At 64.9% G+C, this 18,449-nt stretch carries 20 protein-coding genes and 1 pseudogene; 10 read left to right on the top strand and 11 right to left on the bottom strand.

The window, feature by feature from the left end; genetic code table 11:
* Positions 1–139: 139 nt before the first annotated feature.
* Complete coding sequence (locus tag B5X69_RS08085) at positions 140–1,891, bottom strand: fatty acyl-AMP ligase (protein WP_079638207.1); 1,752 nt, start codon at positions 1,889–1,891, stop codon at positions 140–142.
* A gap of 178 nt (positions 1,892–2,069) precedes the next feature.
* On the opposite strand from B5X69_RS08085, the gene B5X69_RS08090 reads away from it, so the two are divergent.
* The 4 genes and pseudogenes from B5X69_RS08090 to B5X69_RS21905 all read left to right on the top strand — a co-directional run.
* Complete coding sequence (locus B5X69_RS08090) at positions 2,070–2,642, top strand: regulatory protein RecX (protein ID WP_079638208.1); 573 nt, start codon at positions 2,070–2,072, stop codon at positions 2,640–2,642.
* Between the two features lie 33 nt (positions 2,643–2,675).
* Positions 2,676–3,137 (top strand): DUF192 domain-containing protein, encoded by a 462-nt coding sequence (locus tag B5X69_RS08095; RefSeq protein ID WP_079638209.1) that lies wholly within the window; start codon positions 2,676–2,678, stop codon positions 3,135–3,137.
* A gap of 76 nt (positions 3,138–3,213) precedes the next feature.
* On the top strand, positions 3,214–3,600 hold the full coding sequence (locus B5X69_RS08100) for an NADH:ubiquinone oxidoreductase subunit NDUFA12 (RefSeq protein ID WP_079638210.1): 387 nt from the start codon (positions 3,214–3,216) through the stop codon (positions 3,598–3,600).
* Between the two features lie 239 nt (positions 3,601–3,839).
* Positions 3,840–4,010, top strand: a pseudogene (locus tag B5X69_RS21905) (DUF2155 domain-containing protein); the annotation flags it as partial.
* A gap of 44 nt (positions 4,011–4,054) precedes the next feature.
* On the opposite strand, the gene aat reads toward B5X69_RS21905, so the two are convergent.
* Both aat and B5X69_RS08115 read right to left on the bottom strand, forming a co-directional pair.
* On the bottom strand, positions 4,055–4,822 hold the full coding sequence (gene aat / locus B5X69_RS08110; protein WP_079638211.1) for a leucyl/phenylalanyl-tRNA--protein transferase: 768 nt from the start codon (positions 4,820–4,822) through the stop codon (positions 4,055–4,057).
* On the bottom strand, positions 4,819–5,646 hold the full coding sequence (locus B5X69_RS08115; protein WP_079638212.1) for a class I SAM-dependent methyltransferase: 828 nt from the start codon (positions 5,644–5,646) through the stop codon (positions 4,819–4,821). Before B5X69_RS08115 ends, aat begins: the two co-directional genes overlap by 4 nt.
* A 79-nt stretch (positions 5,647–5,725) precedes the next feature.
* Here B5X69_RS08115 and B5X69_RS20930 point away from each other — a divergent pair, with 79 nt between their 5' ends.
* Positions 5,726–5,914 (top strand): hypothetical protein, encoded by a 189-nt coding sequence (locus tag B5X69_RS20930; protein WP_139375722.1) that lies wholly within the window; start codon positions 5,726–5,728, stop codon positions 5,912–5,914.
* A gap of 39 nt (positions 5,915–5,953) precedes the next feature.
* Here the strand turns inward: B5X69_RS20930 and B5X69_RS08120 are convergent, their stop codons facing one another.
* Complete coding sequence (locus tag B5X69_RS08120; RefSeq protein ID WP_079638213.1) at positions 5,954–7,438, bottom strand: TadA family conjugal transfer-associated ATPase; 1,485 nt, start codon at positions 7,436–7,438, stop codon at positions 5,954–5,956.
* 147 nt (positions 7,439–7,585) lie between these two features.
* On the opposite strand from B5X69_RS08120, the gene B5X69_RS08125 reads away from it, so the two are divergent.
* Positions 7,586–8,047, top strand: coding sequence for a DUF6265 family protein (locus B5X69_RS08125; RefSeq protein WP_079638214.1), 462 nt, complete (start codon positions 7,586–7,588; stop codon positions 8,045–8,047).
* A 212-nt stretch (positions 8,048–8,259) separates the two neighbouring features.
* Here B5X69_RS08125 and B5X69_RS08130 read toward each other — a convergent pair whose 3' ends face one another.
* The 5 genes from B5X69_RS08130 to B5X69_RS08150 are packed head-to-tail and all read right to left on the bottom strand — an operon-like array spanning position 8,260 to position 13,158.
* Positions 8,260–8,517: an ATP synthase F1 subunit epsilon gene (locus tag B5X69_RS08130; protein ID WP_079638215.1), complete on the bottom strand. Its 258-nt coding sequence runs from the start codon at positions 8,515–8,517 to the stop codon at positions 8,260–8,262.
* 42 nt (positions 8,518–8,559) lie between these two features.
* The gene (atpD, locus tag B5X69_RS08135) at positions 8,560–10,101 is read right to left on the bottom strand and encodes a F0F1 ATP synthase subunit beta (RefSeq protein ID WP_079638216.1); all 1,542 of its coding nucleotides are present in this window, start codon (positions 10,099–10,101) and stop codon (positions 8,560–8,562) included.
* Between the two features lie 24 nt (positions 10,102–10,125).
* Positions 10,126–11,001, bottom strand: coding sequence for a F0F1 ATP synthase subunit gamma (locus B5X69_RS08140; RefSeq protein ID WP_079638217.1), 876 nt, complete (start codon positions 10,999–11,001; stop codon positions 10,126–10,128).
* A 57-nt stretch (positions 11,002–11,058) separates the two neighbouring features.
* Entirely contained in the window at positions 11,059–12,588 is a 1,530-nt protein-coding gene (gene atpA / locus B5X69_RS08145; protein WP_079638218.1) for a F0F1 ATP synthase subunit alpha, read from the bottom strand.
* Between the two features lie 3 nt (positions 12,589–12,591).
* On the bottom strand, positions 12,592–13,158 hold the full coding sequence (locus B5X69_RS08150) for a F0F1 ATP synthase subunit delta (RefSeq protein WP_079638219.1): 567 nt from the start codon (positions 13,156–13,158) through the stop codon (positions 12,592–12,594).
* 238 nt (positions 13,159–13,396) lie between these two features.
* Between B5X69_RS08150 and B5X69_RS08155 the strand changes: the two genes are divergently transcribed.
* A complete protein-coding gene (locus B5X69_RS08155; protein ID WP_342745791.1) occupies positions 13,397–14,110 on the top strand; it encodes a dienelactone hydrolase family protein in 714 nt (237 codons plus the stop codon).
* A gap of 9 nt (positions 14,111–14,119) precedes the next feature.
* Here B5X69_RS08155 and B5X69_RS08160 read toward each other — a convergent pair whose 3' ends face one another.
* Complete coding sequence (locus B5X69_RS08160; protein ID WP_079638220.1) at positions 14,120–15,670, bottom strand: S1C family serine protease; 1,551 nt, start codon at positions 15,668–15,670, stop codon at positions 14,120–14,122.
* Between the two features lie 102 nt (positions 15,671–15,772).
* Between B5X69_RS08160 and B5X69_RS08165 the strand changes: the two genes are divergently transcribed.
* Genes B5X69_RS08165 through B5X69_RS08175 form a run of 3 tightly spaced genes read left to right on the top strand, consistent with a single transcriptional unit; the run spans position 15,773 to position 18,029 of the window.
* Entirely contained in the window at positions 15,773–16,243 is a 471-nt protein-coding gene (locus B5X69_RS08165; protein ID WP_079638221.1) for a DUF1203 domain-containing protein, read from the top strand.
* Complete coding sequence (locus B5X69_RS08170) at positions 16,240–17,274, top strand: bifunctional transcriptional activator/DNA repair enzyme AdaA (RefSeq protein ID WP_079638222.1); 1,035 nt, start codon at positions 16,240–16,242, stop codon at positions 17,272–17,274. The genes B5X69_RS08165 and B5X69_RS08170 overlap by 4 nt, the downstream gene beginning before the upstream one ends.
* Complete coding sequence (locus B5X69_RS08175; protein WP_079638223.1) at positions 17,271–18,029, top strand: isocitrate lyase/PEP mutase family protein; 759 nt, start codon at positions 17,271–17,273, stop codon at positions 18,027–18,029. The genes B5X69_RS08170 and B5X69_RS08175 overlap by 4 nt, the downstream gene beginning before the upstream one ends.
* 113 nt (positions 18,030–18,142) lie before the next feature.
* Here the strand turns inward: B5X69_RS08175 and B5X69_RS08180 are convergent, their stop codons facing one another.
* On the bottom strand, positions 18,143–18,442 hold the full coding sequence (locus B5X69_RS08180) for a hypothetical protein (protein ID WP_217699105.1): 300 nt from the start codon (positions 18,440–18,442) through the stop codon (positions 18,143–18,145).
* Positions 18,443–18,449: the final 7 nt, after the last annotated feature.

The following is an 18,449-nucleotide window of genomic DNA, read 5'->3' on the forward strand; positions in this document are numbered from 1 at the left end:
GAGGGCGTGCCGGGGCGGTGAACCTCCCCTCGAGCGCAGCGAACCAATTTGGGCCATCGGCGGCGGTAAGCTATGCCGATGGCCGGATGCGAGCCCGCGGCCTCGAGATCGTCGCATGAAGGATCGGAGGAGGGGGCCTCTACGCCGCGACCGCGAAGGGCTGGATTTCGCCGGCAAGATATTGCGCACGCGCCTTCGACCGACTGAGCTTGCCCGAACTCGTGCGCGGAAGCGTGCGCGGCGGGATGAGTTCGACAAGGCAGTTCATGCCGGTGATCGCCCGGACGCGGTCGCGAATCGTCTCGCGCAGCGCAAGGCGCTCGGCCTCGTCGCTCGTGCGGCACTGGACGAGCACCGCGGGTGTCTCCTCGCCGCCCGGCGCGGTAATTGCGAAGGCGGCGATGTCGCCCGACTTGAAGCCGGGAAGCTGCTCGACCGCCCATTCGATGTCCTGCGGCCAGTGATTCTTGCCATTGATGATGATCATGTCCTTGGCGCGGCCCACGACATAGACATAGCCGTCCGACAGATAGCCCATGTCGCCCGTGTCGAGCCATCCGTCCGACATGCACGCGGCGGTCGCCTCGGGGTCGCGGTAATAGCCGGTCATCAGCGACGGGCCCGTGCACCAGATCTTGCCGACCGTCTGGTCAGGAAGAATGTTTCCGGCCTCGTCGCGTACCTCGATTACCATATCCTTGACGGCCTTGCCGCAGTTGACGATCGCGCGGTAGCGGGTCGGCCGCCCGGCGTCGCCAGTGCCGCCCGACAGCTCGGTCTCCTCGACCAGTTCAACCACGATGCCTTCGCCCGGCGGCATGATGCTGACCGCGAGCGTTGCCTCGGCAAGGCCATAGCTCGGCAGGAAGGCACTCGCCTTGAAGCCGGCTTCGCCAAAGGCGTCGACGAAGCTCTGCATCACGTCGGGGCGGATCATGTCGGCGCCATTGCCGGCGACGCGCCAGCGCGAAAGGTCGAAACGCTCGGCGACATTGGTCTGGCTGGAAATGCGCCGCGCGCAGATGTCATAGCCGAAGGTCGGCGAATAGCTGAGGGTCGTGCCCTGGTTCCGGCTGATCAGATCGAGCCAGGCGAGCGGTCGCCGCGCGAAATCTTCGGTCTTGAGATAGTCGACCGACACCTGGTTCGCGACCGGCGACAGGAAGCAGCCGACAAGGCCCATATCATGATACCAGGGGAGCCACGACACGCATCGGTCGCTGTCCTGCAACTGCATGCCATGCGCGTGCGCTGACAGATTGTTGAGGAGCGCGGCATGGGTCACCGCAACGCCGTGCGGAAAGCGCGTCGAGCCGCTGCTGTACTGAAGATAGCAGGTGGCATCGGGCTTCTGCTCCGGCAGATCCGCGACGGGGGCCGCGCGGTTCTCGAATTCGCTCCAGTCGGCGGGGGTGACTCCCTTCGCCTCGGCCGCTTCGGTCGCCATCGCCGCAATCTCGGGCGGGAAGAAAAGCATGGCCGGGTCGCAGCTTGAAAGCTGCACGGTGAGCTGGCCGACATAGGATTCGCGGCCGCCGAAGCTGGTCGGCAGCGGCAGCGGGACCGGCCATGCTCCCGCGTAGATGGTGCCAAAGAAGAGCGCGGCGAATTCGGGGCCGGTTTCCGCGATCAGCGCGATGCGGTCGCCCGGCTTGATGCCCGCGGCAATGAGCCGATAGGCGGCGCGCTTCGCATCTTCCTTGAGCTCGCGATAGCTGTAGGCGCGAACGAGCTTGCCGCGCGGATCGTGAAAATTCAGTCCGCGCGTGCCCGCGGCAGCGTAATCAAGTGCTTCGCCCACGGTCGAAAAGTCCGAGAAGCGGCGCGGCTGCGCGCATTCGGTGGGCGTGGGGACGCGTTCGTCCGCGGCGACGTTATTTTTTTCTGTCATAGGAGGTGCACAGTCCCGGGAAGCGGGGCGCGGGGCAACAAGCATCTCATCTTTCGGACCCATGACGCGCTCGGCGATCCCTTGCAAGTGGAACAAATCGGCCCTTTTCGGACCTTGTTGATCCGATATGGCGGCGCTGGTCGTTCTCAATCGGGCTTGACTGTGGCATAAACATGGCATGGGCCATGGCCACGTTCGATCCGTCCGACCGCGAAAACCCCTCGACGCCGCCCGGCTCGACGAGCTGGCGCTCGCCTATGTGGCGCGATTCGCGACCAGCCGGGCAAAGCTCGCGCGCTATCTTGCTCGAAAGATACGCGAATCGGACTGGAACGACGCAGCAGATGCCATGACGTCATGCGATGCGGCGGTTGCGAAGATGGAGCGGCTGGGTTTCGTTGACGACCAGCAATATGCTGCGATGCGCGGCGCCGCCATGACGCGTCGCGGCCTCGGCGAGCGCCGGGTGAGGGCGCAGCTGCGGGTCGACGGGATCGGCGAGGGTGACGCCGGGGAGGCGATCGAGAATGCAAAAATGGCGGCGCTCACGGCGGCGCTGGGCTTTGCGCGGCGGCGAAGGCTGGGCCCTTATGCCGGCGCCCGCGCGAGCGACCCCGCGCTGCGCGAGCGACAGGTCGCGGCTTTTGTCCGCGCCGGTCACTCGCCCAGCCTCGCGCGGCACATCCTCGCGATCGGTCCGGGCGACGAGGCGGCGCTGGCAGCGCTGGACGAGGCCGCGAGGCTCGATTAGGACCTGTGCCCTTTCTGGCAAAAGGAAGTGCCGATGCGCGTGATCTTGACCGCTCTTGCTCTGACGATGGCGATGCCGATGGCGGCGTGCGCCCGCGACAGCGACGCCCAGTCCGAAAGCACAGCGACGATTCCGCTGACAATCGAGGCGGGGGGCAAGACGCACAGTTTCAACGTCGAGGTCGCGCGCACCAGCGAGGAGCAGGCTCGCGGGCTGATGTTCCGAACCAGCCTTCCCGCCGACGGAGGCATGATCTTTCCCTTCCCGAAGCCCCGCGTCGCAAGCTTCTGGATGAAGAACACGCTGATTCCGCTCGACATGATCTTCATCCGATCTGACGGCAGCATCGACCGGATCGCCGAGAATACGATTCCCGAATCGCTCGATCCGGTGGTCAGCGGAGGGGAGGTTGCGGCCGTGCTCGAACTTGCCGGCGGCACCGCGGCGAAGATCGGCCTCGACGAGGAGGCAAGGGTCAGCTGGAAGGATCGTTGAGATCGGCGCATAAACGGCCCCTTCGCACCCTTTCGCGCTTGCGAAGCGCACGGCCTTGCCTGTAAACGCCGCAGCCATGAGCATCTTGGGCAAGATTTTCACCTGGTGGGACGGCGCGACCGTCGGCACATTATGGAATAGCTGGCGCACCGGCGAGAAGGTCGGCGAGGACGCGCTCGGCAACCGTTATTACCGCTCGCGCGACGGCAAGCGGCGCTGGGTCATCTACAAGGGGTCGAACGACGCGAGCCGCGTGCCGCCCGAATGGCACGGCTGGCTGCATCGCACGTTCGACGAACTGCCAGCCGAAGTGCTGCCCGCGCCGCGCGCGTGGCAGAAGGAGCCGACGCCGAACCTGACCGGAAGCCTCGGCGCCTATCGCCCCCAGGGTGCGCTCGAGCGCGGGGGACGCCGCGCAGCAGCGACCGGCGATTATGAGGCCTGGCGGCCCGGCGCCGAGTGAGAGCCGCGATGCCGCGCCCGCTCGTTCCCGCGCTTCTCCTGGCGCTGACGATTCCGGCGCTCGCGGGATGCGACCGGGCGAGCGACAAGCGTGGCGGCGAGGCCAAGACCGGCGAGATTGTGCGCTCCGAAGAAGTGCCGCAGGAAGTCGGCGGCATCGAAGGCGCGACCCCGATGGCCGAGCGCGCCGCGGTGCTGGGCCTGCTCAACAAGCGAAACGGGCTGGTGCGCGAGCTTGAGATGAAACCGGGCGATACGGCGCGCGTCGGCCGCGCGATCGTGCGCCTTCGGGCCTGCGAACAGACTGCCCCCTGGGAGGATCCGCCGGAAACCGGCGCCTTCGTTCAACTGAGCGTGCAGGATCAGCGGGACGACAAATGGTATCGTGTCTTTTCGGGCTGGATCTTCAAGGAACGGCCTGAACGCAACATCATCCAGCACCCCATCTTCGACGTTTATGTCAAAAGCTGCGCGATGACATATCCCGGCGGCGAGCCCGTCGCACCCTCGGCATCCAAAGCCGCATCGCCGGCCGCGCCCAAGGCGTCGAGCGCTCCCCAGTCGCCGGCGACGAATGGCGGTGAGGGAAGCTCAGCCCCGGCGGCAGCTGCGCCGCCTGCTCCTGCTCCGTCCGCGCCCGACAGCACCGAATAGAGCCGCGCAAGATAATCGGCCTGCGGGATTTCGATCGCGCCGAGACTTGCAAGATGGGGCGTGATGAACTGGCAATCGAGCAATTGCCAGCCGCCCGCGCGTAGCCGGGCGACAAGATGCGCGAGCGCGACCTTCGAGGCATCGCGGGCCCGGCTGACCATCGATTCGCCGAAGAAGGCGCGCCCCAGGGACACGCCATAAAGCCCTCCTGCAAGCTCGCCATCCAGCCAGCATTCGACGCTGTGGGCATGACCGAGCCGGAACAATCGCTCGTAGCTCGCCTTGATCACCGGATTGATCCACGTCGTCGGCCGGTCAGGCGCGGGCTCGGCGCAGAGCGCGAGCATCTCGCTGAAAACCCTGTCGGTGGTGACGCGAAACCGGTCGGCGCAGATCACCTTTTTGAGGCTGCGCGACAGGCGAAAGCCGTCGAGCGGCAGAATCGCGCGCAACCGCGGCTCGACCCAATGGACCGACGGGTCGTCGGCCCCATCGGCCATCGGGAACAGCCCCTGCGCATAGGCACTAAGGAGCAGCGCGGGGTCGATCGTTTCCTGGTGCCGTGTCAGTTTGCAGGCTTCACGAATTTGAGGGTCATGCGGTCGGATTCGCCGATCGCGAGATAGGTGTCGCGGCCGACCTCCTTCTGGTTCAGCGTCGGAGGCAGCGTCCAGACCCCGCCCGGATAATCGTGCGTATCCTTGGGGTTGGCGTTGATCTCGCTTTCGCCCGCGAGCTTGAAGCCCGCCGCTTCGGCGAAGCCCACGATCGAGGAACGCTTCATATAGCCGCTTTTCTCCTCGAGCGCGGAATCCATCGTCTCGGGCAGCCGATGCTCGACCACGCCAAGCGTGCCGCCGGGTTTCAGCATCGCAAAAATCTGCCGGAATGCCTCGGCGGTGTTGTCGCTGCCGGAAAAGCGCCAGTTGTGGACGTTGCGGAAAGTCAGCACGACGTCCGCGCTGCCGTCGGGCACCTTCGTTCCGTCCTTGTGCGGGAATTCAGCTAGCTGGATCCTGCCATAGAGCTCGGGTCTTTCGGCCTTCCACGTCTCGACTGTCTTGAGCCGTCCTGCAGGGGCTGCCGCATAGAGGGTGCCGCCCCCCGTTTTTGCGAGCGGGGCGAGGATTTCGGTATACCAGCCCCCGCCTGGCCACAGTTCGACGATCGTGTGGCCCGGCCTTACGCCGAAAAAGCCAAGCGTTTCGGCAGGGTGGCGGTATGCGTCGCGCGCGATGTTTGCAGCCGTGCGGCTCGGCGCCGCGACAGCGGCTGCGATCGCGCCTTCGCCCTTTTCCGTCTTTTCTTGCGCTGCCGCGCCTCCTGCGAGTCCGCCGCACGCGGCGCAGGCTGCGATCAGAAGGGCACTTGCAACAGAAGGGAAATGACGCATATCCGCACCTCTCGGCTGGGGCGGACCGGCCGGGCCGGCTCCGCTCGGGAGCGGTCATAGTGCGAAGGGAGCGGGATCAATGCAAGTGTCCATGCTGTCGGTCAGCATCGGCGCTGCTGCGCTGTTCGGTTTTGCTGAAATCGCCGATTGGCGCCGCCGCAATCGCCGCGACGTCGACAATGTCGGCTTCATGCCGTGGCGCGGCATCGCGCTCGCCTCGGCCGCGGTCGCGCTGCTCAGCGCCGCGGTGTGGCTTCATCAGGGATGATCGCCCCCGCCCGCGGGAATGCCTGGCTGCTTTATCGGATCAGAGACACGCCTCGAGGAACGGCTGGTCGAAGCCGAACTGGCGCGCCTTTTCCAGCGTATAGGGACGCAGGCCCATCGAGCGATATTCGCCGACGATCTTGCCGTCCTTGTCCTCGTCCAGATATTCGAACTTGAACAATTCCTGGGTGACGATGACGTCGCCTTCCATGCCGATCACTTCGGTCACGTTGGTGACGCGGCGCGACCCGTCGCGCAGGCGCTTGATCTGGACGATCAGGTCGACCGAATCGGCGATCTGCTTCGAGATCGCTTCCTTCGGGATCTTGATGTCGCCCATCAGCACCATATTTTCCATACGGCCGAGGCATTCGCGCGGGCTGTTCGAGTGGAGCGTACACATCGACCCGTCGTGACCCGTGTTCATCGCGGCGAGGAGGTCGAAACATTCGGCGCCGCGAACCTCGCCCATGATGATGCGGTCGGGACGCATACGCAGCGCGTTCTTGACGAGGTCACCCATATGGATCGCCCCATTGCCTTCGAGGTTCGCGGGACGCGTTTCGAGCGGCAGCCAGTGCGGCTGCTGCAGGCGAAGCTCGGCCGCGTCCTCGATCGTCAGCACGCGTTCGCCGGGGTCGATCATCTTGGAGAGGGCGTTGAGCATGGTGGTTTTACCCGAACCCGTGCCGCCCGAGATGACGATATTGAAACGGCTGGCGCCTGCAATCTTCAGCGCGGTGCACATCTTCTGGCTCATTGCGCCCCATTGGCAGAGCATGTCGAGCGTGATCGGCTTGGCCGAGAATTTGCGGATCGAGATGGCCGTACCGCGCAAGCTGAGCGGCGGCACGATGACGTTGACGCGGCTGCCGTCCTTGAGGCGGGCGTCAGCGAGCGGGGTGGTCTGGTCGACGCGGCGGCCGACCTGGTTGCAGATGCGCTGCGCGATCTGGAAGAGATGCTGCTCGTCGCGGAACTGGATGGGTGCGAGGACGAGCTGGCCCTTGCGCTCGACATAGGTCTGGTAGGGACCATTGACCATGATGTCGCTGATGTCGGGGTCGGCGAGCAATTCTTCAAGCGGGCCGAAGCCAAGCAGTTCATCGACGAGCACCTTTTCGAGGGCGAACTGCTCGCGGCGGTTGAGCGTGATGCGAAGCTCGGCGAGAACTTCGAGGATGATCGGGCGAAATTCTTCGGTCAGCTCGTCCTTCGACAGCGTCGCCGCGGCTTCCGGGTCAACGCGTTCGAGCAGGCGCGGGAGCACCTGTTCCTTGATCTTGTGAACCGACGCTTCGAAACCCTGCAGCTTTTCGGGCTCCATCGCCTCGGCGCTCGAGCGCTGATTCAGGCGGTCCATCGCCTCGAGTTCGGGAGTAAGCGGACTCGACAGAGGCTCGGCGATCGGCGCGGTATCGAGCGCGGGGAACTGGCCGCCGCCGACGGCGCCCCCCTGCATCGGTTTGGCTACGCCAAAGGCGGGGCGGCCTGCTGTTCCCGGTCGGCGTCCGAATGCACTCATCGTTTCACCTTGCTTCGCTTTGGTCTCAAGCGGGGATTGCTGCGCTATTCGCAAGCGAACCCTCATCAGCCAGGGTGAATAGGACGGAAACTTTGATATTCTCCTAATGCCGTTCCAGGACACACCGGGCGGAGGAGGGGAATAAGGATGCAAATCATCATCTCGGGACTGGCGGCCTTGCTTTGCGCGTTCCCGCTTGCCGCCGCCGATTCACCTGAAATGCCCCGCTGGATGACGGGAGCGTGGGAACAGAACCGGTCCGACGGGCAATGGTCCGACGAATATTGGACCCCGCCGCGCGGCGGCCTCATGATCGGCGCGGCCCGCATCGGCAAGGGCAATAAGGCGGAGGTCTTCGAACATATGCGGATCATTCAAAGGGATGACGGCACGCTCGTCTTCCTTGTGCAGCCCTTCGGGCGTCCCGCGGCGGAATTTCCCATGGTCGCCGCGGGCGAGAGGATGATCGACTTCGCAAACGCTGCGCATGATTATCCGCAGCGCATCCGCTATTGGCGCGAGGGCGACCGATTGAAGGCGCGCATTTCGCGGATGGACGACAGCGATGCGCAGGAATGGGACTATGGCCGGATGGACGTCGCGAAGTAGCAACGCTGTGCCCCGGTTGCGCGTCGATCTGAGATTTCCGCGCCGGCCGCGAGGATAGCGCTCCCGCGCGCGCCCGGCCCGGCAGGTTCCAAAGGGCCGGATGGGGGCAGCTTTCCCGATTTGCGGAGGGCCGCAGGCAATGCCAAATTCGGCCCCGGCCAAAGAAAAGGGGGCCCAGGAGCCCCCCTTAAAGCCGATGATGCCGAGCGGCGTCAGGCCGCGATATGCTCAGCGAGCACGGTCAGCCCCGTCTCATTGACTTCGGCGAAGCCGCCTTCGACCTCGATTGTTTCGGGCTCGGCGCCACTGGTGGCATAGATGGTCAGCGGACCGTTGCGCAGCGTCGCCATGAAGGGCGCGTGGCCTTCGAGCACCGAGAAATCGCCCTCGCTGCCAGGCACGGTGACCATATAGACGTCGCTCGACCGCTCGAGGCGGGCAGGGGTGACGAGTTCGAACTTCAGGCCCATGATCTGTCCTTCAACCCCTCCCCCCGAGGGGAGGGGCAATGATTATGCGTCTTCGGCGAGCTTCGCAGCCTTGGCGACCGCTTCGTCGATCCCGCCGACCATATAGAATGCCGCTTCGGGCAGGTGGTCATATTCGCCGTCGACGACTGCCTTGAACGACTTCACCGTGTCTTCGATCGCCACGAACTTGCCGGGGATGCCGGTGAAGACTTCGGCGACGTGGAAGGGCTGCGACAGAAAGCGCTGGATCTTGCGTGCGCGGGCGACGACAAGCTTATCTTCTTCCGAAAGCTCGTCCATGCCGAGGATCGCGATGATGTCCTGGAGCGACTTGTACTTCTGCAGCGTCTCCTGAACGCGGCGGGCGGTCTCATAATGCTCCTGACCGACGACGGCGGGCGTCAGCACGCGCGAGGTCGAATCGAGCGGGTCGACGGCCGGATAGATGCCAAGCTCCGAAATCGCGCGGCTCAGCGTCGTCGTCGCGTCGAGGTGGGCGAACGAGGTCGCCGGCGCCGGGTCGGTCAAGTCGTCCGCGGGAACGTAAATGGCCTGCACCGAGGTGATCGAGCCCTTGGTGGTCGAGGTAATGCGTTCCTGCAGCGCGCCCATGTCGGTCGACAGGGTCGGCTGATAGCCCACCGCCGAGGGAATACGGCCGAGCAGCGCCGACACTTCCGAACCCGCCTGAGTGAAGCGGAAGATATTGTCGACGAAGAAGAGCACATCCTGCCCTTCTTGGTCGCGGAAATATTCGGCCATGGTGAGGCCCGACAGCGCGACGCGGGCGCGCGCACCCGGGGGCTCGTTCATCTGGCCGAACACCAGCGCCACCTTCGACCCGTCGGGGGTCGGGTTGCCGTCGGCATCCTTGGCGATAACGCCGGCGTCGAGGAATTCATGATAGAGGTCATTGCCTTCACGCGTGCGTTCACCGACGCCCGCGAACACCGAGACGCCGCCGTGACCCTTGGCGATATTGTTGATCAGTTCCTGGATGAGGACGGTCTTGCCGACGCCAGCACCGCCGAAAAGGCCGATCTTGCCGCCCTTGGCATAGGGGGCGATCAGGTCGATGACCTTGATGCCGGTGACGAGGATCGAGGCTTCGGTCGACTGGTCGACGAACTCGGGAGCCTTGGCGTGGATCGGCGCCTTCATGTCGCTGTTGACGGGGCCGCGCTCATCGATCGGGTCGCCAATGACGTTGAGAATGCGGCCAAGCGTCTGCGGACCGACGGGGACCGAAATCTGCGCGCCGGTATCGATCACGGGCTGGCCGCGGGTCAGGCCGTCGGTGGCGTCCATCGCGATGGTGCGAACGGTGTTCTCGCCGAGGTGCTGCGCGACTTCGAGGACGAGGCGGCTGCCGTTGTTGTCGGTTTCGAGCGCGTTCAAGATCGCCGGGAGCGGGCCGGTGAACTGAACGTCGACGACGGCGCCGATGACCTGCGCGACGCGGCCCGTGGCGGTGCCGGCGGGCGCAGCCGTCTTGGCTGCTGCGGCCTTCTTCGGCGCGGCGGCCTTGGGCGCGGCCGCCTTCTTGGCGGGAGCCTTCTTCTCGGGGGCAGGTGCGGTTGCCATGGTCTTCTTCCTTGGGTTGATCGGTTAGAGCGCTTCGGCGCCCGCGATGATTTCGATGAGTTCGGTGGTGATCGCCGCCTGACGCGTGCGGTTGTAAACGATCGTCAGCTTGTTGATCAGTTCGCCTGCGTTGCGCGTCGCATTGTCCATAGCGGTCATCGACGCACCCTGCTCGGAGGCAGCGTTTTCAAGGAGACCCTTGAAGATCTGGATCGTGACGTTGCGCGGCAGGAGGTCGGCGAGAATCGCTTCCTCGTCGGGCTCATATTCGACCGCGGCGCCGCTGGACGCCGGCGCTTCGGCGGGCGGAGGAACCGGGATCATCTGCTGCCCGGTGGCGATCTGAAGCAGCGCGGAGCGGAACTTCGAATAGAAGAGGTGCGCGACATCGAAGGCACCGGCTTCATAAAGCTCCATCACCTTCGCCGAGATTTCGTTCGCCTGTTCAAAGCCGATGTCGCGGATGCCCGTCGTCTCATATTGCTCGATGATCTGGCCGGGGAAAAGGCGCGCGATCACCGGGCGGCCCTTGCGGCCGACGAGGTAAAACAGCACCTTCTTGCCCTCGGCCTGCAGTTCGAGGGCTTTGTCGCGCGCAGCCTTGACGATGTTCGAGTTGAACGCGCCGGCCAGGCCACGGTCGCTGTTAAGCACGACGAGCAGGTGCGTGTCGCTCTTTCCGGTGCCCGCGAGCAGCTTCGGCGCCGAATCCGAGCCGCCGACCTTCGATGCGAGGCTCGCGACAACGCCTTCGAGGCGCTCGGCATAGGGGCGCGCGGCCTCGGCCGCGGCCTGAGCCTTGCGCAGCTTTGCTGCGGCGACCATTTTCTTGGCCTTGGTGATCTTCTGGGTCGACTTGACCGAGACGATGCGCCCTTTGAGTTCCTTAAGCGATGCCATTACGGCCCCTCTTGTTCGTCAGCCCGGCGCGGTTGGCCGGGCTCACGGTCACTTGGCTTACGCGAAAATCTTGGCGAAGGCGTCGAGCGCCTCGACGAGACCCTTCTTGGCATCGTCGCCAAGATCCTTGCTGTCGCGGATCGCCTTCAGCACCTGCGGATGGTCGCTGCGCAGATAGGCGAGCATCGCCTGTTCGTAGCGCGACACGTCGCCGGTGGCGACATTGTCGAGATAGCCATTGGTGCCGGCGAAGATCGACGCGGTCTGCTCCTCGAACGGCATCGGCTGGAACTGCGGCTGCTTCAAGAGCTGCGTCAGGCGCGCGCCGCGGTTGAGCAGCTTCTGCGTCGACGCGTCGAGATCCGACCCGAACTGCGCGAAGGCTTCCATTTCGCGATACTGGGCGAGCTCGAGCTTGATCGACCCCGACACTTTCTTCATGGCCTTGGTCTGCGCGGCCGAACCAACGCGGCTCACCGACAGGCCGACGTTGATCGCCGGGCGGATACCCGCGTTGAAGAGGTTGGTTTCGAGGAAGATCTGGCCGTCGGTGATCGAAATCACGTTGGTCGGAATATAGGCCGAAACGTCGCCTGCCTGCGTCTCGATGATCGGCAGCGCCGTCAGCGAGCCCGCGCCATTGTCTTCGTTCATCTTCGCAGCGCGCTCAAGGAGGCGGCTGTGGAGATAGAAGACGTCGCCTGGATAGGCCTCGCGGCCCGGCGGACGGCGGAGCAGAAGCGACATCTGGCGATAGGCGACCGCCTGCTTCGAGAGGTCGTCATAGACGATCACGGCGTGCATGCCGTTGTCACGGAAAAATTCGCCCATCGTGCAGCCGGTGTAAGGCGCGAGGAACTGGAGCGGCGCGGGTTCCGACGCGGTCGCGGCGACCACGATCGAATATTCCATCGCGCCATTCTCTTCGAGCTGGCGGACGATCTGCGCGACGGTCGAGCGCTTCTGGCCGACGGCGACGTAGATGCAATAGAGCTTCTTGCTCTCATCGTCGCCCTTGTTCGCTTCCTTCTGGTTGATGAAGGTGTCGATCGCGACGGCAGTCTTGCCGGTCTGGCGGTCGCCGATGATCAGCTCGCGCTGGCCGCGACCGACGGGAACGAGGGCGTCGAGGGCCTTGAGGCCGGTCTGGACGGGTTCGTGAACCGATGTCCGCGGAATGATGCCGGGGGCCTTCACTTCGACGCGCATGCGCTTTTCGGCGACGATCGGGCCCTTGCCGTCGATCGGATTGCCAAGGCCATCGACGACGCGCCCGAGCAGGCCCTTGCCGACGGGAACGTCGACGATGGTGCCCGTGCGCTTCACGGTGTCGCCTTCCTTGATTTCGGCGTCCGAGCCGAAGATCACGATGCCGACATTGTCGGCTTCGAGGTTCAGGGCCATGCCCTTCACACCATTGGCGAACTCGACCATTTCACCGGCCTGGACATTGTCGAGGCCGTGGACGCGGGCGATGCCGTCGCCGACCGAGAGCACCGAACCGATTTCGCTGACCGTGGCGTCGGTCCCGAAATTGGCGATCTGGTCCTTGATGACCTTGCTGATTTCAGCGGCGCGGATTTCCATTATTCAGCCTTTCATCGCAGTCGCGAAGCTATTGAGACGGGTACGGATGCTGCCGTCGATCAGCTGGCTGCCCAGCTGGACGACGAGGCCGCCGAGAATGGCGGGGTCGACGGTCGTTGCGATGCTGACATCGCGGCCGACACGAGTCTTGAGATTGGCGGCGAGCGCCTTGAGCTGTTCTGCGCTCAACGGATGCGCACTGGTGACCTTGGCCGTTACCTCACCGCGGTGCGCCGCAACGATCGCGTCGAAAGCGTCGATCATGCCAGCAAGATCGGAGAGGCGGCGGTTCTGGGCGAGCACGCCCAGAAAATTGGTCGTCAGCGAATCGAGCTGCATTGCCTTGGCGACGGCGGCGACGGCCTTCGCCGCGTCGCTGCGGCTGACCACCGGGCTTGCCGCAAGCGCGGCGAGATCAGACGAATCGGCGAGGCCCTGGCGCAGCGCTGCGAGGCTCTTCTGAACGCTGTCGATGGCGTCGGATTCGCGCGCCAGATCGAACAGCGCGCTGGCATAGCGACCCGTAAGGCCCGCCGTGATGTTGCCCTGAATGCCGCCGGAATTCTCCACGCGCAAAAGTCCTTCTCTACGATCCCGAGGGGGATGGCTGCGCGGATTTACATGGTCTCCGAAGAGGCCCCCGCTGCACAGTCGCGGCGCGCGTAGCAACGATTTTGTTGCAATGCAAGGTGGGGCGAAAGGAATCACGCCGGCGTTCCGGGCCCGGTTCTTTCCGCCCTGTGCGGCTGTGCCCTGCGCGCTTGTCGAAGGGCACAGCTTTCTCCACAAAGGAGGAGAAAGAACAGCCTTGGTTCCCGAGGAACAGCGCGAAGAGGAAAGAGTGATGGGCGAGATGATCCGCATGACGATGGACGACGGGGCGGAAATTGCCGTTTATCACGCCCGGCCGGAAGGCGGCCGCCGCGCAGGCCTGGTGCTGATCCAGGAAATCTTCGGGGTCACCGACCATATTCGCGAGCTGTGCGACGAATATGCCGCCGACGGCTATGAGGTCCTCTCGCCCGCGCTCTTCGATCGCGAGCATCCGGGGTTCGAAAGCGACTATTCGGGGCCGCAGTTCGAAAGAGCGGTGGAACTCGCGCGTCAGCTTCATCCCTTCGAGCAGAGCCTGAAGGATGCGCAAAGCTGCATCGACGCGCTCAAAGGGAAAGGTCCGGTCTTCATCACCGGCTATTGCTATGGCGGGTCGGTCGCGTGGCGGATGGCGCAGATCAGCCCCGACCTCGGCGCCGCTTCGGCCTATTATGGCAGCCTCGTGCCGACGCAATTTGCCAGCGAGGCGCCGCGGTGTGCAGCGATTGCGCATTTCGGCCGGTACGATGCGGGAATTCCCATGGATGGGGTCGAGGCCCTGATCGCAAAGAACCATCCGACCGCGCAGGTCTTTGTCTATGAAGCAGGGCACGGCTTCAACAGCGACCGCCGCAAGGATTATCACGAGCCAAGCGCAGAGCTCGCGCGCGAGCGGACGCTCATGCTGTTCAAGGCGTGCGGCGGTTAGGAACCCGCGCTATTTTTCGGCCGCTGCCTGCTTTGCCGCGGCTCCAGCAAGTCTCTGGCAGCCATAGACCAGCCGCTCGTTCGGGGTCGGGGGCAGCGTGCTCCTGATCGCTTCCTGCTGGGTGGCGAAAGCGGCGAGCGCTTCGGAATCGGCGGTGCAGCCCTTGATCGTCGCACCCGAGCGAATTTCGCGTGCCTTGGCCATGGTCTCGGCGTCGAGCAGATAGCGCTCGACGCGATAGTCCTGCCCGGCGGTGTCAATCGAGGCGATGGTGACCGTCGCTTCTTCATTCGGAACGAGGATGCGCTGCCAGCGCCCGTCGGCGCCTTGCGTATATTGGGTCCGCTCGTTGACGCATCCGCCCTCGCCGAGCGTGACCGGCACGTCGTCGGTCGATGACACGGTAATACGGCTGCGGTTCGGTTCGATCGTGCAGAGAAAACTGCCCTCAGCGAGCTTAGGCGCTGCGGGCGTCAGCGTCTCGTCTGCCGCCGCATCGTGGGCAATTTCCGCATAGGCGTCGGGGCGGGTCAAGAACAGGATTGCCGCAAGGAGGATCAGCGCTGCGCCTCCGCCGCCCGCGATCTTCGCCTCGCGCCGTTTCTGTTGGCTGTAAAAGAGCAGGCCAGCGCCAGCACCGAGGGCGCCAAGGACGAATAGAACGCCGGCAAGCGCGATACGATTCTCGCGCGCGGCGAGCGCGTCCTCATTTGCACGCTGCAGGCGGAGTTGGCGCTCGAGCTGGGCTGCCGCCGCCTTTGCGGCATTGGCTTCCGCCGCGGCGCGCGCTTCCGCCTCCATGGCGGCGCGATCGCGCTCGGAGGCTTCGGCCAATGAAAGACAGGAGGTGCCCACGCTCGCATAGTCCTGCTGGGCGTCGGCGAGGAACCGCGCGATCTCGCGCACCGATATCGCAAAAGCGAAGGGCGAATCGCCGTCGTCGGCCCGTGTGATGAAGGTGTTGATGCCCACGACACGCCCGCACTGGTCGACGAGCGGCCCGCCTGAATTGCCTCGCGAGATTTTCGCGGTGTGGACGAGCGTCGCAATACCGTCGACGCTCTGGGTATTCGACAGATTGCCCTCGCTGCGCACCGGCGTGCGCGGCGTTATATAGTCTGCGGCGCTGCGCGCGGTCGCAAGGTCCACATTGCCAGGATAGCCCAATGCGACGACGTCGGTGCCCGAATCGAGCGGCCCGGTGTAGATCGCGGCCGACGGCACGCGCCCCTCGGTCATCTGTATCAGCGCGAGGTCGCGCTTGGTGTCGATCGCGATGAGCTTGCCGGCATAGCTTTTCTGCCCCTCCGACGGGACGATGCCGAGCGCGACATTCTGCGGATATTTTGCGGCCGATTCCACGACATGCGCATTGGTCAGAATCCGCGTCGGAGTGATGGCGATGCCGCTCCCATGACCAAATCCGACCACCTCCCCCTCAACCATCGCCACGGTGACGACGCGCACGACGCTGCGCGAGACCGCACTGATATCGTCGGCTGCATGCGCCGGGAGGGTGAGGGCGAAAAGGGCGAGGAAAAGGGCGATGAGGCGGGTCATGACGGGGCAGATTAGAGACGCGCGCTTTGAACGCAAGCATCGGGACGCGCGGGAGCGCTGCATCATGGCAGGCGGGCGCGAGCCCATCGAGAGGAGAATGTCATGACCTACATCATTACCGGTCTCGCCCCTGAGCCCTTTGCACCGCTGTTCACCATGAATGACGCCGACCTTGCGGCGCGCGGCGCGCGCCGGATCATCGCGCAGAGCGATCGAGCCTATCCCTGCCGGGTCAGCCTCGAGGATGCCCGGGCCGGGGAGACGCTGCTTCTGCTTCACCACGTCCACCACGATGTCGCGACGCCCTATCGCAGCGCCTTTGCCATTTATGTCCGGCAGGGTGTCGCCGCGACGCGCTGGCGCGATGCACCGCCACCGGTCTTCGAAGCTCGCATGCTTTCGCTTCGCGCGTTCGACCGCGAGGGTATGCTGCGAACGGCGCGGCTCGCCCAGCCGGGCGACGGCGACGGCGCAATCCGCGCCCTGTTCGCCGATCCTGCTACCGCCTATATCGATGCGCATAACGCCGCTTATGGCTGTTTCGCCGCGCGGATCGAAAGGGACGAACCATGAGCTTCGCTGCGATGACCGAGGAGGAGTGCTGGGCTGCGATGCGGCGCCGGGACAAGGCCTATGACGGGCGCTTCATCGTCGGGGTTCTCACCACCGGCATCTACTGCCGGCCGAGCTGCGGTGCGCGCCAGCCCTTGCGGGCAAACGTCCGATTCTTCGCCGACGGCGCCGGCGCGCGCGGCGCGGGGCTGCGCCCCTGCAAGCGCTGCCTGCCCGACGATGTCGGGCGTGACGAAGCGGCTGTGCTCGCAGCGATCGCAGCGATCAAGGACAGCGAGGAGCCGCTTGCGCTCGCCGACCTTGCGCAGCGCACCGGCTATTCGGCGACGCATTTCCAGCGTGTCTTTACCCGTCAGACAGGCCTGTCGCCCGCTGCCTATGCCCGGGCGCTGCGCGACGAGCGCGCCCGCGCGGCGCTCAGCGACACAAGGCGGGTGACCGACGCCATCTATGACGCGGGCTTTTCGGGTCCATCACGCTTTTACGGACAGATGGAAGGACGCATGGGGATGCCGGCTTCGGCCTGGGTGAGCGGCGGCAAGGGCACGACGATCCATTGGGCAATCGTGCCGACGAGCCTCGGCGACATGCTCGTTGCTGCAACCGACAAGGGTGTGTGCCGCCTGTCGTTTGCTGAAGGGCGCGATGCGCTCGAAAGCCGCTTTCCCGCCGCAACACTGGTCGAGGGGGGCGCCGAATTCGCGGTGCTGCTGAAAGAAGTCGTCGATGCCGTCGAAACCCCCGCGCAAGGCTTCGACCACATCCCCATCGACGTAAAGGGCACGGCCTTCCAGGAAGCGGTATGGCGCGAGCTTCGGAAAATACCGGCGGGCGAGACGCGCAGCTATGCCGAGATCGCCGCGGCGGTCGGCAAACCCGGTGCCGTGCGCGCGGCGGGAAGCGCCAATGGCGCTAACAATGTTGCAATACTCATCCCCTGTCACCGCGTCGTGCGCAGCAATGGGTCCTTGGGCGGCTATGCCTATGGGCTCGAAATCAAGGAAGAGCTTTTGAGAAGGGAAGCGAAATGACCGACAGTATTGCTCAATTTCGCGCGCTGCACGTGCCCGGCGACCCGCTGATTCTTGTCAACATCTGGGACGCGGGAAGCGCAAAGGCGGTTGCGAGCGCGGGCGCGAAGGCCATTGCGACCGGCAGCTTTGGTGTTGCGGGCGCGCAGGGGCGCGCAGACGGGGAGGATTTTCCGATCGAGGATGTGTTCGAAAATCTCGCGCGCATATTGTCGGTCATCGACCTGCCCGTCACCATCGACATGGAGTCGGGTTACGGCGCCGACCCGGCCGCTGTCGGCGCCTCGATCGGCCGTGCGCGCGCAGCGGGCGCGGCGGGGATCAACATGGAAGACCGGCTGCCTGGCACGAACGCGTTGCTGCCGCTCGGCGAGGCCGCCGCGCGCTATCGCGCGGCGGCCGATACCGGTCTGTTCGTCAATGCCCGCTGCGACATGTTTCGTGGGGCTGATGCGGCGAAGGATGGCGGCGCGCTGGTTGCCGCGACGCTCGAGCGCGCACGCGCCTATGCCGATGCCGGGGCGAGCGGTCTTTTCGTCCCCTTCCTCGCCGAGGCGAAGTGCATCGGCGCGATCTGCGAAGGCTCACCGCTTCCGGTGAACATCTTGCGCAGCAAGGCCGGCCCGACGCACAAGAAACTTGCCGAGCTCGGGGTTGCGCGGATCAGCCACGGTCATCAGCCCTGGGCGGCGGCAATGGCATGGCTCACCGGGCAGGCGGAAAAGATAATGGGCGGCGGCGAGCCGGACTATTGATCGAGGTGTGTGCGCGTCGCAACGCCGCTTGCTCTGAGCGCGCCGAAAATCCCCTTTCTTTCGCGCAAAGGTGAAGGGAGAATATTGGCAAGCTCAATCAGACTCTATCGGGATCAAGGCGCTCTTGCCCCGGCCGGCCGCGCCGCAGCATAAATTTCCTTCGCGATAGTCTTCAGAAGCGCCATCCGGTCGCGGCCCTCGGCATAGAGGTCGAAATGGGTGCGGCCGGGGACAAAGCGGAACGATGAATTCGCGCCGAGCCGGCCGAGCACGGCTTTGAGGCGGCGGGCGGGACCATCGAGGTAGAAGGTGTCGGCGCCGCCCACGATGAGGTGGATTTTCCCATCGAGGTCAGGCCGGAGCCGCGCCCGATCGCGTTCGACGATATGCGCGATGTCATATTCTCGCGCCAATAAGCCG

Source organism: Sphingopyxis flava (genome assembly GCF_900168005.1).
GTDB classification, from domain to species: Bacteria; Pseudomonadota; Alphaproteobacteria; order Sphingomonadales; family Sphingomonadaceae; genus Sphingopyxis; species Sphingopyxis flava.

Excerpts from the sequence above, each read along its gene's own strand:
- B5X69_RS08085 (WP_079638207.1), bottom strand. The coding sequence starts at position 1,891 with ATGACAGAAAAAAATAACGTCGCCGCGGACGAACGCGTCCCCACGCCC.
- B5X69_RS08090 (WP_079638208.1), top strand. The coding sequence starts at position 2,070 with ATGGGCCATGGCCACGTTCGATCCGTCCGACCGCGAAAACCCCTCGAC.
- B5X69_RS08095 (WP_079638209.1), top strand. The coding sequence starts at position 2,676 with ATGCGCGTGATCTTGACCGCTCTTGCTCTGACGATGGCGATGCCGATG.
- B5X69_RS08100 (WP_079638210.1), top strand. The coding sequence starts at position 3,214 with ATGAGCATCTTGGGCAAGATTTTCACCTGGTGGGACGGCGCGACCGTC.
- B5X69_RS08115 (WP_079638212.1), bottom strand. The coding sequence starts at position 5,646 with ATGCGTCATTTCCCTTCTGTTGCAAGTGCCCTTCTGATCGCAGCCTGC.
- B5X69_RS20930 (WP_139375722.1), top strand. The coding sequence starts at position 5,726 with ATGCAAGTGTCCATGCTGTCGGTCAGCATCGGCGCTGCTGCGCTGTTC.
- B5X69_RS08120 (WP_079638213.1), bottom strand. The coding sequence starts at position 7,438 with ATGAGTGCATTCGGACGCCGACCGGGAACAGCAGGCCGCCCCGCCTTT.
- B5X69_RS08125 (WP_079638214.1), top strand. The coding sequence starts at position 7,586 with ATGCAAATCATCATCTCGGGACTGGCGGCCTTGCTTTGCGCGTTCCCG.
- B5X69_RS08130 (WP_079638215.1), bottom strand. The coding sequence starts at position 8,517 with ATGGGCCTGAAGTTCGAACTCGTCACCCCTGCCCGCCTCGAGCGGTCG.
- atpD (WP_079638216.1), bottom strand. The coding sequence starts at position 10,101 with ATGGCAACCGCACCTGCCCCCGAGAAGAAGGCTCCCGCCAAGAAGGCG.
- B5X69_RS08140 (WP_079638217.1), bottom strand. The coding sequence starts at position 11,001 with ATGGCATCGCTTAAGGAACTCAAAGGGCGCATCGTCTCGGTCAAGTCG.
- atpA (WP_079638218.1), bottom strand. The coding sequence starts at position 12,588 with ATGGAAATCCGCGCCGCTGAAATCAGCAAGGTCATCAAGGACCAGATC.
- B5X69_RS08160 (WP_079638220.1), bottom strand. The coding sequence starts at position 15,670 with ATGACCCGCCTCATCGCCCTTTTCCTCGCCCTTTTCGCCCTCACCCTC.
- B5X69_RS08165 (WP_079638221.1), top strand. The coding sequence starts at position 15,773 with ATGACCTACATCATTACCGGTCTCGCCCCTGAGCCCTTTGCACCGCTG.
- B5X69_RS08170 (WP_079638222.1), top strand. The coding sequence starts at position 16,240 with ATGAGCTTCGCTGCGATGACCGAGGAGGAGTGCTGGGCTGCGATGCGG.
- B5X69_RS08175 (WP_079638223.1), top strand. The coding sequence starts at position 17,271 with ATGACCGACAGTATTGCTCAATTTCGCGCGCTGCACGTGCCCGGCGAC.